Here is a 16,346-nt window from a genome sequence, read left to right as displayed (position 1 = left end):
TATTTTTGAATTAAATATTTCGCAGCACTTGAAAAAGAATATCACAAAAATATCATTATTTATTCTAATTGGGCTAATTATCTTTGGCTGCAACACTACAAAAAGAGTTCCTGATGGTAAAAGCCTCCTAACCAAAAACAATATTATTGTCGACGGTAAAAAAAACAACGTTGAAGATGTTTTCAATCAGTTGTACCAAAAACAAAACACTTCTATTCTTGGTTATCGTCTAAGACTGAATATTTACAATTTGGCCAAACAAAAAACGGACTCTATTTACAGAGCCAAGTTTGCCAAAAATCCAAAAAAATACAAGCGAAAAGTAAAATGGCTTTCCAAAAAGCAAGTCAAAAGACTAGGCGAATCTTTTTGGTATTCGGGCGTTCATAATTTCCTCAGAAAAACGGGTGAAGCACCTGTAATTTTAGATACTGTCAGTACAAAAAAATCGCTTAGACGTTTGAAGTATTATTATTATACACGCGGTTATTTTGATGTTACCGGTAGCTATAAAATTGACAGCATTGGTCCAAAAAAAGTAAAACTCCGCTACGACATCGTAAAAGGAAATCCTTATATAATTGATAGTATTAACAGCAATATTTCGAGCAAACCATTAGATTCTATTTATCAATTAAGAAAAAGAAATTCGTTTATAAAACCGGGGAAACGAGTTGAATATTCTAATTTCGATGCCGAAAAAGCTAGAATTACAGAAGATTTCAGAAACAATGGCGCCTTCCGTTTTCAACAAAACTATGTAACCTATGTAATTGATTCCATAAAAAGTAAGCATCTTGCTAATGTAGATTTGAATATTGAAAACGAATCTATACGAGTTGAAGATAGTTTGTACAGCGTTCCTTTTGAATTGTATAAAATCAGTAAGGTTAACATTTATACCGACCATAGTCCGGCCAATCAAAATCTTCCGATTAAAGACAGCACGGTTTATAAAGATTTCACTTTGTATAGCGTTAACAAATTGAAGTACCGTCCAAAAGCAATTACAGATGGTATTTTTGTAACCAAAGGCAATTATTTTTCGGACAACAAAACGACACTGACTTCAAAATATTTGAGTAATCTTAAGGTTTTCAATTATCCGTTGATTCAATATATTGAAGATAAAAATCAAAAGAATGGCTTGATTGCTAATATTTATTTGTCGCCAAGAAAAAAATATACGTTTGGTTTTTCTACCGATTTCATCCATTCTAACATACAGGATTTTGGTATATCCGGAAATACATTTTTGAGTATCCGAAATGTATTCAATGGTGCTGAAACCTTTGAAATTGGGGCTAGAGGAAGTATCGGTGCTTCAAAAGATTTTGCCAATCCGAACAATAATTTTTTCAACATTTCGGAAATTGGAACTGATGCCAAATTAAATTTTCCGCGTTTGTTTTTACCATTCAAAACAGACAAAATCATCCCTAAAACGATGATTCCGTACACTACAATTAGTGTAGGTTATTCAAAGCAAACCAACATCGGATTAGACAAACAAAATTTTACCAGTTCATTGGTTTATAACTGGACACCAAGGAAAGGCACTTCGTTCCGTTTTGATTTGTTCAACGTTCAATTTGTGAAAAACATAAATCCGGGCAACTATTTTAATGTTTATCGTTCTTCTTATAAAGCTTTAAATCAATTCGCAACTACTTATGGTGCTGACCCAAGTTATTTTGACACGAATGGGAATTTAATAATTAATGAAGGTGTCAATAGTTTCCTGAGCGATGTCAACAATGGTGTAATTGTACCTTCAGGCAATGACACTAAAGCCATCAATAGCATCGTTGAACAAAGAGGAAGATTGACAGAAGACAATTTGATTGTTGCATCGAGTATTGCCTTTTCAAAAACATCTCAAAAAGATTTATCCGACAACAGTTTTTATGCTATCAAAGCGAAGGTAGAATCGGCCGGAAATTTAATGTCTCTGATAGCCGGAGCTTCTAATCAAACAGAAACCAATTCAAAAACTTCTTTTGGTGTAGCATTTTCGCAATACATTAAAACCGAGTTTGAGTATATCAAGCATTGGGATTTAACCCGTAAAAAAGTATTGGCTGTCAAAGCTTTTGGTGGAATTGCGATTCCGTATGGCAACTCAAACAGCGTTCCTTTCTCGCGAAGTTATTTTGCCGGCGGAACTAATGATATTCGTGCCTGGCAGTCGTATGGTTTAGGTCCGGGGAAAACGGGTTCGATTAATGATTTTAATGAAGCCAACATGAAACTACTGTTTAGTACAGAATTTCGTTTCAATATTTTCCAAAAGTTAAATGGCGCTTTGTTTGTTGATTCCGGAAATATTTGGAATATAAGTGATATTGCCACTAATCCGGACGCTATTTTTTCAGGTTTAGAATCTTTGGAAAACATTGCGGTTGGTTCCGGTTTCGGATTTAGATATGACTTCAATTTCTTTATAGTGCGAATAGATTTGGGTTTCAAAACTTACAATCCAGCTAATCCGGAAGGTGAAAAATGGTTGAAAGAAATGCGTTTTGACAAATCCGTTTTAAATATTGGAATAAATTATCCTTTCTAAAATTAGAAATTATTATTTTTGTAGACTTAACTTAAAAACGACACAAACAATGGCTCACAATATAAAACCAGGAGTAGCAACAGGAGATGAAGTTCAGGCAATTTTTGCTTACGCAAAAGAAAAAGGATTTGCACTTCCGGCAGTAAACGTAATTGGTTCAAGTACAATTAACGGTGTTTTGGAAACTGCTGCAAAATTAAATGCTCCGGTTATTATTCAATTTTCTAATGGTGGTGCCGCTTATAATGCAGGGAAAGGGCTTTCAAATGTAGGCGAAAAAGCAGCCATTGCAGGTGGAATTGCAGGGGCAAAACACATTCATACTTTGGCAGAAGCTTATGGTGCTACGGTGATTCTTCATACAGATCATTGCGCTAAAAAATTATTGCCTTGGATTGATGGTTTGTTAGATGCTTCTGAAAAGCATTTTGCCGAAACCGGAAAACCATTATATTCTTCCCACATGATTGATTTGTCGGAAGAACCTATCGAAGAAAATATCGAAATCTGTAAAACCTATTTGGCAAGAATGAGCAAAATGGGAATGACGTTGGAAATCGAACTTGGAATAACAGGTGGTGAAGAAGATGGTGTTGACAATTCAGATGTTGACAGCTCAAAATTATACACGCAACCTGAAGAAGTAGCTTATGCTTATGAAGAGTTGATGAAAGTTTCGCCTAGATTTACTATCGCGGCAGCTTTCGGAAATGTTCATGGCGTTTACAAACCAGGAAACGTAAAACTTACTCCGAAGATTTTGAAAAATTCTCAGGATTATGTCCAAAATAAATTCAACACAGGTCACAATCCGGTTGATTTTGTTTTCCATGGTGGTTCAGGTTCTACGCTTGAAGAAATCAGAGAAGGAATTTCATATGGTGTAATCAAAATGAATATTGATACCGATTTACAATTTGCTTTCACTGAAGGAATCCGTGATTATATGATTAAGAATATTGACTATTTGAAAACACAAATCGGAAGTCCTGACGGAGCAGATTCTCCAAACAAAAAACACTACGATCCAAGAAAATGGATACGCGAAGGCGAACTGACTTTCAACAAAAGATTAGAAGAAGCGTTTGCTGACTTGAACAACGTTAACACATTGTAAATTATGAGTTATGAATTATGAGTTATAAGTTGATGCTTTTAACTCATAACTTATAACTTTTAACTCATAACTATAAAATTATGGCTTGGTTTAAAAGAACAGAAAAAGGGATTACCACTGCAACCGAAGATAAAAAAGACGTTCCAAAAGGACTTTGGTATAAATCGCCTACGGGAAAAATTATTGACCAGGACGAATTGGCTAGAAATCTTTGGGTAAGTCCGGAAGATGATTTCCATGTTAGAATTGGAAGTAAAGAATACTTTGAAATCTTATTTGATGACAACAAATTCAAGGAATTGGATGCTAAGATGACCTCTAAAGATCCTCTAAATTTCGTGGATACCAAAAAATATTCAGACCGACTGAAAGACGCTATCGACAAAACAGGATTGAAAGATGCTGTTCGAACTGCTGTTGGAAAATCAAAAGGAAAAGATTTGGTAGTTTGCTGTATGGATTTTGCCTTTATTGGTGGTTCAATGGGTGCTGTTGTGGGTGAAAAAATTGCCCGTGGAATTGATTATTCGATCAAAAACAAAGTGCCTTTTGTGATGATTTCAAAATCGGGTGGTGCGCGTATGATGGAAGCTGCGTATTCATTGATGCAATTGGCAAAAACGTCTGCAAAATTGGCACAATTAGCCGAAGCTAAAATTCCGTACATCTCTTTATGTACTGACCCAACAACAGGTGGAACAACTGCATCTTATGCGATGCTTGGCGATGTAAACATTTCTGAGCCTGGTGCTTTGATTGGTTTTGCCGGACCGAGAGTTGTTCGTGATACCACCGGAAAAGATTTACCGGATGGTTTCCAAACGGCTGAGTTTGTATTAGATCATGGCTTCCTTGATTTTATTACACCAAGAAAAGAATTGAAAGACAAGATTAATTTATATCTCGATTTGATTTTAAATCAGAATATTAGATAATAAAAACCCTGAGCTTTAACTCAGGGTTTTTTTATTGTTTTTAATTACTACATCCCACTTCTAATTGCTTCCACAGGATCTAATCGTGAAGCAGAAACGGCAGGTAGAATTCCGGCAATTAGTCCAATAATGGCAGCCAAACTTGTTCCAAGAATAATATTGCCCATACTAAGCACAAATTCAAAATCCAATACCTTGGTTAAAATCATGGCGATTATCCAGACCAGAAGTAAGCCTACCATTCCACCTATAACACAAAGGATAATCGCTTCGAAAAGAAACTGAAAAAGTATAAATTTATTTTTGGCTCCCAATGATTTTTGAATTCCGATTAAATTGGTTCTTTCTTTCACCGAAACAAACATGATATTGGCAATCCCAAAACCACCAACCAAAAGCGAAAACCCGGAAATAATCCAACCTCCTATTTTTAGACTTCCTATAAGACTGTCAATCATATCGGTAAAGCCTGAAAGTATATTGATAAAGAAATTGTCGATTTCTCCTTGTTTTACACCTCTGTAACTGCGAAGTTTCTGTGAAATTTCTCCTTTTAACCCTTCTATATCAGCACCTTTCTCAGGTTTTATAACAACAACACACAATACATTATCATTATTATCACCGTATAGACCTCTAAGAAAATTTGAAGGAATAAAAGCCGAAGTATCATCCCCACCGCCAATATCCATTCCCGAACCTTTCTTTTTTGTAACTCCGATAACTGTGAAGCGATTACCGTATATGCGCACCGTTTTCCCAATGGGGTCAGCATTCTCAAAAAGCTGTTCCGCAATATCATGCCCTAAAACCACTACTTGTTTTCCCGAATTAGATTCCAATTCATTAAAAAAGCGCCCTTCTTTAAACTCCATTCTTTGGATATCCACAAATTCATGCGTAACCGGAACCATATTTACATTAGAAACGGTTTTTGATTCAAACTTAATATTCTGACTACCCGTAAAATATTGAAAACAAGAATTTTCAACATCGTTTAAAGCTGTTTTCAGGTATTGATACTCTTCATATTTCACAGCAGGAAACTGCTCTCTTTTCCAACGCGGAACATCGGTTGGACCAAAAGACTGACTCGTTAAATAAATCGTGTTTTTATCTAAAGTGCTTAAGTCTGCTTTGATTTTTCTGTCTAAGGAATCAACGGCAGCCAAGACCGCAATGATAGAAAATATTCCAATCGTCACACCCAATAAAGAAAGCATGGTTCTCAGCTTATTGTTGCGCAGCGCATTCATGGCAAAAGCAAAACTTTCTTTGAGCAGTCTTAAGTAAAGTAACATTCAGCTTGGTTTATGGTGTTGTAAATTTCGATAAAAATAATGAAAATCCGCACTATTTTTTAGATTGCTGTATTGGTGTCAAAAAATAAAATATTGTTACACTTCATGCTTGAATTTTGCCCGTAAAAAAACTACTTTTGTTGGCTTAAACACAACTACACAATGAGCACTACAAAAAACACCCAAGGCCAAAGGCCGAACGGAACGAAGCTAATCCAATCGGCACTGATTTCAGTTTTTTCAAAAGACGGATTAGAGCCGATCGTTCGCAAACTACATGAACAAAACGTAACGATTTATTCCACTGGTGGAACAGAAGAATTCATTAACAATTTAGGAATTCCGGTTGTTCCTGTTGAAGAAGTTACTTCTTTTCCGGAGATTCTTGGCGGAAGAGTAAAAACATTGCATCCAAAAATCTTTGGTGGAATATTAAACCGTCAGGACAACGAAACGGATATTGCCCAAATGAAAGATTTTGAAATACCACAAATTGATTTGGTGATTGTGGATTTATATCCGTTTGAAAAAACAGTAGCTTCCGGAGCAAGTGAACAAGATATTATCGAGAAGATTGACATTGGTGGTATTTCCCTGATTCGTGCTGCGGCTAAGAATTTTAATGATACTGTCATCGTGGCTTCAGTAAATGAATATTCGATTTTATTTGATTTGATTTCAACTCAAAACGGAGCAACCACTTTGGAACAAAGAAAATTGTTGGCAACCAAAGCCTTTCATGTTTCTTCCAATTACGATACCGCTATTTTCAACTATTTCAATACAGACGAAACTATTTTCAAAGCCAGTATTGATAACGGTCAGATTTTGAGATATGGTGAAAACCCACATCAAAAAGGTTTTTTCTTTGGCGATTTTGATAAAATGTTTACCAAAGTCCATGGCAAAGAATTGTCGTATAACAATCTGTTAGACGTTGATGCTGCTGTAAATTTGATTTTGGAATTCAAAAATAACGAACCAACATTTGCCATTTTAAAACACAATAATGCATGTGGATTGGCGACTAGAAATAATATGAAGGATGCATATCTGGCGGCTTTGGCTGGTGATCCAACTTCGGCTTTTGGTGGCGTTTTGATTGCGAATGGTAAAATTGATTTGGCCACAGCTAATGAAATAAATTCACTTTTTTGTGAAGTGGTAATTGCGCCAAGTTATGATGACGAAGCGATTGCGGTTTTATCTGAAAAGAAAAACAGAATCATTTTAATTCAGCATGATGTTGAACTTCCAAGTCGTCAGGTACGAACTGCTTTAAATGGATTATTGATACAAGACAGAAACAACATTACTGACGCAAAATCAGACTTAAAAGTCGTTACAAACACGACTCCAACCGAGCAGGAAATTGACGATTTATTATTTGCATCAAAAATTTGTAAAAATACCAAATCAAACACGATTGTATTTGCAAAAAACAGTACATTAGTAGCATCAGGAACAGGTCAGACTTCGAGAGTAGATGCGTTGAAACAAGCGATTGAAAAGGCGACAACTTTTGGCTTTGATTTGAATGGTGCAGTAATGGCAAGTGATGCTTTTTTCCCTTTCCCGGATTGTGTTGAAATCGCTCATAACGCTGGAATTACTGCTGTTATTCAACCTGGTGGTTCGATAAAAGACGAGCTTAGTATTAATTTTTGTAACGAAAATAAAGTTGCAATGGTATTTACCGGAACACGTCATTTTAAACATTAATTTGTTTAACTTTGTGCGTTAAATTTTTATAAACATTAACCCTAATAAAATATATGGGATTTTTTGATTTCATGACCGAGGATATTGCAATTGACCTTGGTACCGCAAACACTCTGATAATACACAACGACAAAGTTGTAATTGACAGCCCCTCAATTGTTGCCAGAGACCGAATATCGGGAAAAATTATCGCTGTTGGAAAAGAAGCCAACATGATGCAGGGAAAAACACATGAGAACATAAAAACCATACGTCCGTTGAAAGATGGGGTTATCGCCGATTTTGATGCGTCTGAAAAAATGATCAGCATGTTCATCAAAAGTATACCGGCGTTAAAGAAAAAAATGTTTACTCCGGCACTTAGAATGGTGGTTTGTATTCCTTCCGGTATTACTGAAGTAGAAATGCGTGCGGTAAAAGAAAGTTGCGAACGTGTAAACGGAAAAGAAGTTTATCTTATTCACGAACCAATGGCAGCGGCAATTGGTATTGGTATCGATATTATGCAACCAAAAGGAAACATGATTGTAGATATCGGTGGTGGAACAACTGAAATTGCAGTTATCGCTTTAGGCGGAATTGTTTGTGATAAATCGGTTAAGATTGCTGGTGACGTTTTCACGAATGATATAGTGTATTACATGAGAACGCAACACAATTTATTTGTGGGTGAAAGCACTGCAGAGAAAATCAAAATTACCATTGGTGCGGCTACTGATGATTTAGAAACGCCACCAGAAGATATGTCAGTTCAAGGAAGAGATTTATTGACTGGTAAACCAAAACAGGTTGAAGTATCGTATAGAGAAATCTCAAAAGCATTGGACAAATCAATACAACGTATTGAAGATGCCATCATGGAAACCTTATCGCAAACACCTCCGGAATTAGCAGCCGATATTTACAACACCGGTATTTATCTTGCGGGTGGAGGTTCGATGTTAAGAGGATTAGACAAACGTATTTCTCAAAAAACAGATTTACCGGTATATATTGCGGAAGATCCATTAAGAGCGGTTGTTCGCGGAACCGGAATGGCTCTTAAAAACATTCCGAAATTCAGAAGCATACTTATAAAATAGTATTCAGTACTCAGTTTTCAGTATACAGTTTACATTATACATTTATACAGCTAAACCATGCAGCAAATATTTAATTTTGTACTTAAAAACAGTAATCGCTTACTGTTTTTGCTGCTTTTGGTATTATCGTTTACGTTGACTATTCAGTCGCATTCTTATCATAAAAGTAAAATCATAAGCTCTGCCAATTTCTTTACCGGCGGGATTTACGAAAAGATAAACAACGTTGATGAGTATTTTGGCTTAAGAGAGCAAAATGAAGAACTGGCTAAAGAAAACGCCCGTTTGAAATCGCTGCTATTCAATCAAAAAGACACCACTAAATTACCTCAGCTAGACTCCATTAAAGGAGTTAAGAAAATGGATATTGTTGTTTCCAAAGTGATTCACAATTCGTATAGCATTCTGGAAAATTATATCACGATTAACAATGGTGCGGCTTCGGGAATCAAACCTAATATGGGTGTAATTAACAGTGCCGGAATTGTTGGAATCGTAGATAAGACTTCGAAAAATTACGCTACTATCATCAGTGTTTTAAATGTGAAATCTCAAATCAATGCCAAGATTAAAAAATCAAATCACTTTGGTTCTTTGGTGTGGAATGGTAAAAGCACAGGTTTTGTTCAGTTGATAGATGTCCCAAGATTGGCAGGAGTTCGTAAAGGCGACACCATAGTAACCGGTGGCCAATCAATCATATTCCCGGAAAATATTGGTATTGGAACTATCGACAAAGTATACATTGACGACGAAACCAACTATTACACTTTGGACATCAGGCTATTCAATGACATGACCAATTTGGGACATGTGTATATTATTAAAAATAAAGACACAGAAGAAATTACCAATTTAGAAAATCAAAGCAAGAAAGATGAATAGTGCCTTATTAGCAAATATTGCCCGATTTGTCTTGTTGCTTGCAGCACAGATTTTGATATTCAACAGAATTGATCTTTTTGGCTTTATCAATCCGTTTCCTTATGTCCTTTTCATTATTTTATATCCTGTAAACGGAAACAAAAGCGGTTTATTAGTCGCTAGTTTTTTCTTGGGATTACTAATGGATATGTTTTGGAATTCGGGTGGCGTTCATGCCGCAGCATGTTTAGTGCTTGCCTATTACAGACCCGCAATTTTTAAATTTTCATTTGGTTTGAGTTACGAATATCAAACCGTTAAACTCAATGATGTTTTAACTCCTGAACGGTTTTCATTTTTACTTATTGCCATCGTACTGCATCACTTTGTATTGTTTGTTCTCGAAGTTTTCAAAGTAAGTTTCCTTTGGGATATTTTAGTCCGTACCGTATTGAGTACCGTTTTTACGATTATCACTTGTATTATTATCATCTATATCATTAAGCCAAGTAAGCGATGAGAAAGGTTTTGTTACCCACCATTATTTTTATTGCTACGATTTTACTTGTCTTACGTCTTTTTTATTTACAAGTAATCGATGATACACTGAAATTAAAATCGGATAATAACGCTATTAAAATAGCATATGATTATCCTGAACGCGGTTATATTTATGATAGAAATGGCAAACTTTTAGTTGCCAATCAGCCTTCGTATGATATCATGGTTATACCAAAAGACGTTAAAGATATTGACGTTGATGAATTTTGTTCTTTATTAAAAATCACTAAAGAAGACTACGACAAGAAAATTGCCAAAGCAAAAGTTTACAGTCCACGACTTCCCTCAGTTTTTTTATCTCAGCTGAATAAAAAAGAATATGCTGCTTTTCAAGAAGTACAGCGTAATTTTACAGGATTTTATATTCAAAAACGTGCTTTAAGAGATTATCAAGTCGCTTTTGGCGCGAATGTTTTTGGATTTATTACTCAGGTGAATGATAAAATCATCCAAAAAAATAAGTATTACAATAGCGGCGATTTAATTGGAAGACAAGGTGTTGAAGAAAGTTACGAAGATTTTTTACGTGGTGTAAAAGGCGTAAAATACATTCAAAAGGATAAATACAACCGAGATATTGGTTCCTATAAAGAAGGAAGATTTGATACCATTGCCGTTCAGGGAAGCGATATTAATTTGAGTATTGATGCCGAACTTCAAAAGTATGGTGAAGAATTAATGGTTAACAAACGAGGTGGAATTGTAGCAATCGAACCAAAAACCGGTGAAATTTTAGCTTTGGTAACTGCTCCGTCTTATGATCCTGCAATTCTTGTGGGAAGACAGCGATCTAAAAATTATACTACTTTATATAAAGACTCTATTGCAAAACCATTATACGATAGAGGTTTGTTGGCAGAATACACGCCCGGTTCGCCATTCAAAATCCTAACCGGATTAGTTGCTTTGCAGGAAGGCGCGATTGATGAGAATTTTTCGGTTAACTGCCATCACGGATTTAGTTATGCTCCAGGTCGTTTTATGAAATGCCATTGTCACGGTGGTGCTTTACAATTACATCGTGGAATTTATGAATCCTGCAACACATTCTTCTCTACTTCATATATGAGAACCATTGACAAATATAACAATCCACCAAAAGGGGTTGATGTGTGGAGTAATCACTTAAAGAGTTTTGGTTTAGGACAATTTATGGGTTATGATTTACCAACAGGGAAGAAAGGTAATCTACCTACATCCAAGACATATAAAAAAATGTATCCGGGTTGGGGTTGGTCAAGTAGGACGATTGTTTCTAATGCTATCGGTCAGGGGGAAGTTTTAATGACTCCTATTCAATTGGCCAATATGATTGCAACTGTTGCAAATCGTGGTTATTATTATACGCCTCATATCATCAAAAAGATCAAAGGCCATGCTATTGATAAAAAATTCACAACGAAACATGTAACCACCGTTGACAGAAAATATTTCGAACCTATGATTAGCGGATTGTTTGATGTTTATAATATGGGAACAGCACATGGTTTAAATGTTGAAGGAATAGACATTTGCGGAAAAACAGGAACAGCTGAAAATTTTGCAAAAATTAATGGAAAAAGGGTAAAACTTCAGGATCACTCTATTTTTGTGGCTTTTGCACCTAAGGATAATCCAAAAATTGCCATTGCTGTTTTTGTAGAAAATGGGTATTGGGGAGCACGTTGGGCTGGTCCAATTACGAGTTTGATGATTGAAAAATATATCAAAAGAAAAATTACCAGAACCGATTTAGAAAAACGAATGCTAGAAGGAAGTCTTCAAAGCGAATACAATAAATATTATGCAAATCCTATTGTAGATACTTTGATTAAATCAAAAATTGATGGTCCTGCAAAACCACTCGAAATAAAACCGGAAGTTAAAGTTGTAAAACCACAAATTAAAGTAAGGGATACATCAGGAAATTAAAAATGAAAAATCAAAGTGTAACAAATAATCTGGACTGGATAAGTGTTGTCATCTACATTGTTTTAGTGTTAATGGGTTGGCTGAATATCTATTCGTCTTCATTGTCTTCTATAGAACAGGAAGCTTCGATTTTTGACTTTACTCAAATATATGGTAAGCAATTTATGTTTATCATCCTTACGATTCCATTAATATTTGTCGTGTTATCCGTTGACGGAAAGTTTTATGAAAAATTTTCCAGTGTGATTTATGTTATTGGTTTATTGTCATTAGCGGGTCTATTTGTTTTTGGAAAAACCATAAAAGGTCAGGCCAACTGGTACTCATTTGGATCGTTTGGTATACAACCTTCTGAGTTTGTGAAAACCGCAACTGCATTGGCTTTGGCAAAGTATTTAAGTGATGTTCAGGTAAATTTAAAAGATTTGAACCGGCAGATACAAGTACTTGGGATTCTATTTTTACCCATATTATTAATTGTCCCACATGATCCCGGAAGTGCTTTAATTTATAGTGTTTTTATATTGGTTTTATATAGAGAAGGATTGCCTTCCTGGTATGTTTGGACCGGATTTATTGCAATAGTTTTATTTGTATTAGCCTTGATATTAAAACCTTTAGTACTAATCGGAATCGCCTTATTCGTAATCCTTTTTATATACTACAGAAGCCGAATCATAAACAGAAACTGGATATTGAGTTCCCTGATATTTCTGATGGTTAGTGGTTTTGTTTTTTCGGTGGATTATGTTTTTACCAATGTTTTTAAACAACATCACAGAGACCGATTTAATATTCTTTTGGGAAAAGAAGTCGACATGAAAGGTATTGGTTATAATACCAATCAATCTGAAATTGCTATTGGTTCCGGTGGTTGGTTTGGCAAAGGATATCTTGAAGGAACTCAGACAAAAGGTGGTTTCGTACCGGAACAACACACCGATTATATTTTCACAACAGTTGGTGAGGAATGGGGATTTTTGGGCTGTCTTTTTGTAATTGGTCTTTTCCTTTGTTTAATCATGCGGATTATCTATTTAGCCGAAAGGCAAAAAACCAAGTTTAGTAGAGTCTATGGCTATTGTGTTGCCGGAATATTGTTTATTCACTTTTTTGTAAATATTGCTATGGTGGCAGGTATATTCCCAACAATCGGAGTTCCGCTTCCATTCTTTTCCTATGGTGGTTCCGGACTTTGGGGTTTTACCATTTTGCTTTTTATCTTCCTAAAAATGGATGCCAATAAGGTGAATGAGTGGTAACTACGTTAAAGTTTTGCTTAAAAATTTCAACTCATTTTTATAAGGGATAGTTTCTTCATACCTTTAGTATTCATTTAAATTTATAATTATGAAGCTAAAACTAATTACATTATTATTTCTTGTGAAAATTGTTCCGGCAATGGCTCAGGAAGCTCCTAATACAACTGTAAAACCCGTAGATACCATTGCTTTAAAACAAGTACAGGTTGATGCTGCTGTTAAAGAAAAAACAACTCCGGTTCTCACGGATCAGCAAATTTTAGAAATCCAAAAAGCTACATTAGAAACACAAAAAGAAGCCGAAAGAATTAAAGCACAAGCCGAAAAAGAGGCTAAAGCTGTAGAAAAAGGACAAAGAAAATTAGAAAAAGAGCAAAGACGTTTCGAAAAAGAACAAGACAGAATTGCTGATGCTGAAAAGGATGTCATCAAGACAAAAGAAAAGATTACCAAAGAAAAAGAACGACTTGAAAAAATGAAATCCAGATTAGCAAAAGATAAGCGAAAAGGAAAGCTAACAGATATTGAAATCGAAAAGCAAAACATTAAAATCAGCAAACAGGAAATAGAAATAAAAGAATTGCAGCAAGATCTTGATAAAACTGAAAAGGAGCTCAACAAATTAAGAGGTTAATGATAAAAAAGCCATCTCATTTTTCAACGAGATGGCTTTTTCTTTAGAACAATAAAATCAATTTACGATTTTACTAGTTTATCTTTTTTAATTTTTGTTGTCAATCCTTTATTATTCTCAGATTGCAAATCATTTAGAATATGAATCGCTTCTTCTATATAGATATCTTTTGACAAGCTTTCATGCCATCTGTCTCTTTTCTCTTTAAGGACAGAATCTTTATTCATTTCTTCAACTTCATAAGGAAGTGAGTTAAAATCAAACGCGTTTTTGTAATCAACAATTGGTTTGTATTTTTTATTTTTTTCGTCTAATGCTTTTTGTTCAGCCTTGAATTTATCAATGTTCAAACTATAAACGTTTTCTTTATTTCTTTCATCCAACCATTTAGCATTATCATCAATCAGTTTCATTTGAGCGTTGTTACTCATTCTTTCTCTGCTTTTTGCAATAGCTAAATCAAAGTTGTTCTGTTTGTCCCAAATTTTATAATCAGCCGGATCAATTTTATCCCATGGCATCGCATTGTCAATATCTCTTTCTCCCATTTTCAGATAAGAATATCTGTCCGGAATAGCGATATCACTCTTCACTCCTTCTAATTGAGTAGAACCACCATTTATTCTGTAGAATTTTTGAGTAGTTGTTTTTAATGCGCCCAAATCTCCATAAGTACTTCCACGAACAAACTGATTTAAATCAATTACATTTTGAACCGTTCCTTTTCCATAAGACTGCTTGCTTCCAATGATTACGCCTCTTTTGTAGTCTTGAATAGCCGCTGCTAAAATCTCTGAAGCCGAAGCCGAGAATTCATTAATCATAACCACCAATGGACCATCCCACTGTACTTTCGAATCTCTGTCAAACAACACTTCCTTTTTCCCAGATGCTGATTGAATTTGAACTATTGGTCCTTGCTCAATAAACAATCCTGCAATATCAACGACAGTTTTCAAAGAACCACCTCCATTATCTCTAACATCCATCACTATTCCCTGAACGCCTTCTTTTTTCAATCGCTCTACTTCTATTGCAACATCTTTTCCTGCATCACGACTGTTTTGGTCTTCAAAATCGATATAGAACTTTGGCAAATAAATTATTCCATATTTGAAACCATCTTTCTCTACAACACTTGATTTCACATAGGTTTCTTCAATTTCAACCTGATCACGAATAATAGTAATCACTTTTATAGAACCATCTGTTTTTTTCACAGTTAGACGCACTTCAGTTCCTTTTGGCCCTTTTATTTTTTTGACAACGTCGTCTAAACGCATACCTACAACATCAACCGGTTCGGCATCAGCTTGGGCTACTTTCAGAACGATATCTCCGGCTTCAAGTTCTTTTCCTCTCCATGCCGGACCACCGGAAATCAACTCTGTAATTTCTGTGAAATCATTTTTCTTTTGCAAACGAGCGCCAATTCCTTCTAATTTTCCGCTCATGCTAACATCAAATTTCTCTTTTTCACTTGGCCCGAAATAAGATGTGTGCGGGTCAAAACGAGAAGAAATCGCATTTACATAAATAGAAAACCAATCTTCTCTATCCAAATCCTTGATAAAACTGAAGTTGTCATTCAAAGAATTTAATGTGCTTTCTCTTGTCTCTTTTTCAAGTTGCTCATACCCTTTTGGCGCTTGATTTTTTCTTTTCTCAAAATCAGCAATGAATTTCTTTTCTGATTCTGGTGTAAGTTTGTCACCTTGATTAGCTCTAAAATCCTTTAATTTTTCTTCTAATGTTTTGTTTTTATCTTTGGCTAAATCCTCTTCTAATTTTTGTTTCTCAACTAACGAAGACAAAGTAGATAATTTCACTTGCAAACGCCATCTTTCTTTCAGTTCCTGGGCATTTTTACAAAATGGTAATTTCTCGTAATCTGTATTTATTGATTCCAATTTTTTGTAATCAAATGGTTTTTCTAAAGCCAATTTATAATAGGCTTTACTTTCCTCCATTCTTTGCATTAGTCGCGTGTAAGTCAAATCAAAAAAGGTCAAATCTTTGTTTTTGATTTGGTCGTCGATTTGAGTTTCATATTTGGCAAACTCATCAATATCCGATTGCATGAAGAACCTTTTAGATGGATCTAATGCATTCAGATAATCTTTATAAACACCTTTTGAAAAAGTATCGTCTATAGCTGCCGGATGGTAATGTCCTTTTTCGATAACGAACGTCAATAATTCTATCAACATTTTATCTTTCTCAGGATCAGAAGATTTCTCTTTTGGCATAAAACTCCATAACGCCACTGATAATAACGTAATTACCAGAAGCACTTTATAGTTTCTTTTCATAAATTGAATTATTTTAATCATTAATTATTAGTCTAAAGTAAACAAAAAACAATGCCAAGAATTTCTTATCGAGATAATT

At 35.0% G+C, this 16,346-nt stretch carries 12 protein-coding genes; 10 read left to right on the top strand and 2 right to left on the bottom strand.

Translation table 11 applies throughout. The features are described from left to right. Positions 1-28 precede the first annotated feature (28 nt). The 3 genes from tamL to accD all read left to right on the top strand — a co-directional run bounded on the left by tamL (position 29) and on the right by accD (position 4,618). Positions 29-2,566, top strand: coding sequence for a translocation and assembly module lipoprotein TamL (tamL, locus tag GS03_RS04970; RefSeq protein WP_136151462.1), 2,538 nt, complete (start codon positions 29-31; stop codon positions 2,564-2,566). Between the two features lie 49 nt (positions 2,567-2,615). Next, complete coding sequence (fbaA, locus tag GS03_RS04965) at positions 2,616-3,683, top strand: class II fructose-bisphosphate aldolase (protein WP_136151461.1); 1,068 nt, start codon at positions 2,616-2,618, stop codon at positions 3,681-3,683. Positions 3,684-3,763: 80 nt separating this feature from the next. Then, positions 3,764-4,618: an acetyl-CoA carboxylase, carboxyltransferase subunit beta gene (accD, locus tag GS03_RS04960; RefSeq protein WP_136151460.1), complete on the top strand. Its 855-nt coding sequence runs from the start codon at positions 3,764-3,766 to the stop codon at positions 4,616-4,618. A 47-nt stretch (positions 4,619-4,665) separates the two neighbouring features. Here the strand turns inward: accD and GS03_RS04955 are convergent, their stop codons facing one another. Further along, positions 4,666-5,919, bottom strand: a complete 1,254-nt coding sequence (locus tag GS03_RS04955) for an ABC transporter permease (RefSeq protein ID WP_136151459.1) — start codon at positions 5,917-5,919, stop codon at positions 4,666-4,668. A 162-nt stretch (positions 5,920-6,081) separates the two neighbouring features. On the opposite strand from GS03_RS04955, the gene purH reads away from it, so the two are divergent. The 7 genes from purH to GS03_RS04920 all read left to right on the top strand — a co-directional run bounded on the left by purH (position 6,082) and on the right by GS03_RS04920 (position 13,955). Beyond that, positions 6,082-7,641 carry a bifunctional phosphoribosylaminoimidazolecarboxamide formyltransferase/IMP cyclohydrolase gene (gene purH, locus GS03_RS04950; protein WP_136151458.1) on the top strand — a complete coding sequence of 520 codons (1,560 nt, stop codon included), beginning with the start codon at positions 6,082-6,084 and terminating at the stop codon, positions 7,639-7,641. Between the two features lie 53 nt (positions 7,642-7,694). Next, positions 7,695-8,723, top strand: coding sequence for a rod shape-determining protein (locus GS03_RS04945; protein WP_136151457.1), 1,029 nt, complete (start codon positions 7,695-7,697; stop codon positions 8,721-8,723). A gap of 57 nt (positions 8,724-8,780) precedes the next feature. Continuing rightward, on the top strand, positions 8,781-9,608 hold the full coding sequence (gene mreC, locus GS03_RS04940; protein ID WP_136151456.1) for a rod shape-determining protein MreC: 828 nt from the start codon (positions 8,781-8,783) through the stop codon (positions 9,606-9,608). Next, positions 9,601-10,107, top strand: a complete 507-nt coding sequence (locus GS03_RS04935) for a rod shape-determining protein MreD (RefSeq protein WP_136151455.1) — start codon at positions 9,601-9,603, stop codon at positions 10,105-10,107. The genes mreC and GS03_RS04935 overlap by 8 nt, the downstream gene beginning before the upstream one ends. Further along, positions 10,104-12,059 carry a penicillin-binding protein 2 gene (gene mrdA / locus GS03_RS04930; protein ID WP_136151454.1) on the top strand — a complete coding sequence of 652 codons (1,956 nt, stop codon included), beginning with the start codon at positions 10,104-10,106 and terminating at the stop codon, positions 12,057-12,059. The genes GS03_RS04935 and mrdA overlap by 4 nt, the downstream gene beginning before the upstream one ends. Before the next feature lie 2 nt (positions 12,060-12,061). Further along, positions 12,062-13,321: a rod shape-determining protein RodA gene (gene rodA, locus GS03_RS04925; RefSeq protein WP_136151453.1), complete on the top strand. Its 1,260-nt coding sequence runs from the start codon at positions 12,062-12,064 to the stop codon at positions 13,319-13,321. Between the two features lie 88 nt (positions 13,322-13,409). Beyond that, complete coding sequence (locus tag GS03_RS04920; protein ID WP_136151452.1) at positions 13,410-13,955, top strand: hypothetical protein; 546 nt, start codon at positions 13,410-13,412, stop codon at positions 13,953-13,955. Between the two features lie 62 nt (positions 13,956-14,017). Here the strand turns inward: GS03_RS04920 and GS03_RS04915 are convergent, their stop codons facing one another. Next, the gene (locus GS03_RS04915) at positions 14,018-16,288 is read right to left on the bottom strand and encodes a carboxy terminal-processing peptidase (RefSeq protein WP_136151451.1); all 2,271 of its coding nucleotides are present in this window, start codon (positions 16,286-16,288) and stop codon (positions 14,018-14,020) included. Positions 16,289-16,346 lie beyond the last annotated feature (58 nt).

This window comes from Flavobacterium sangjuense (assembly GCF_004797125.1).
GTDB lineage: Bacteria > Bacteroidota > Bacteroidia > Flavobacteriales > Flavobacteriaceae > Flavobacterium > Flavobacterium sangjuense.
This window is presented reverse-complemented; position numbering and strand designations above follow the sequence as displayed.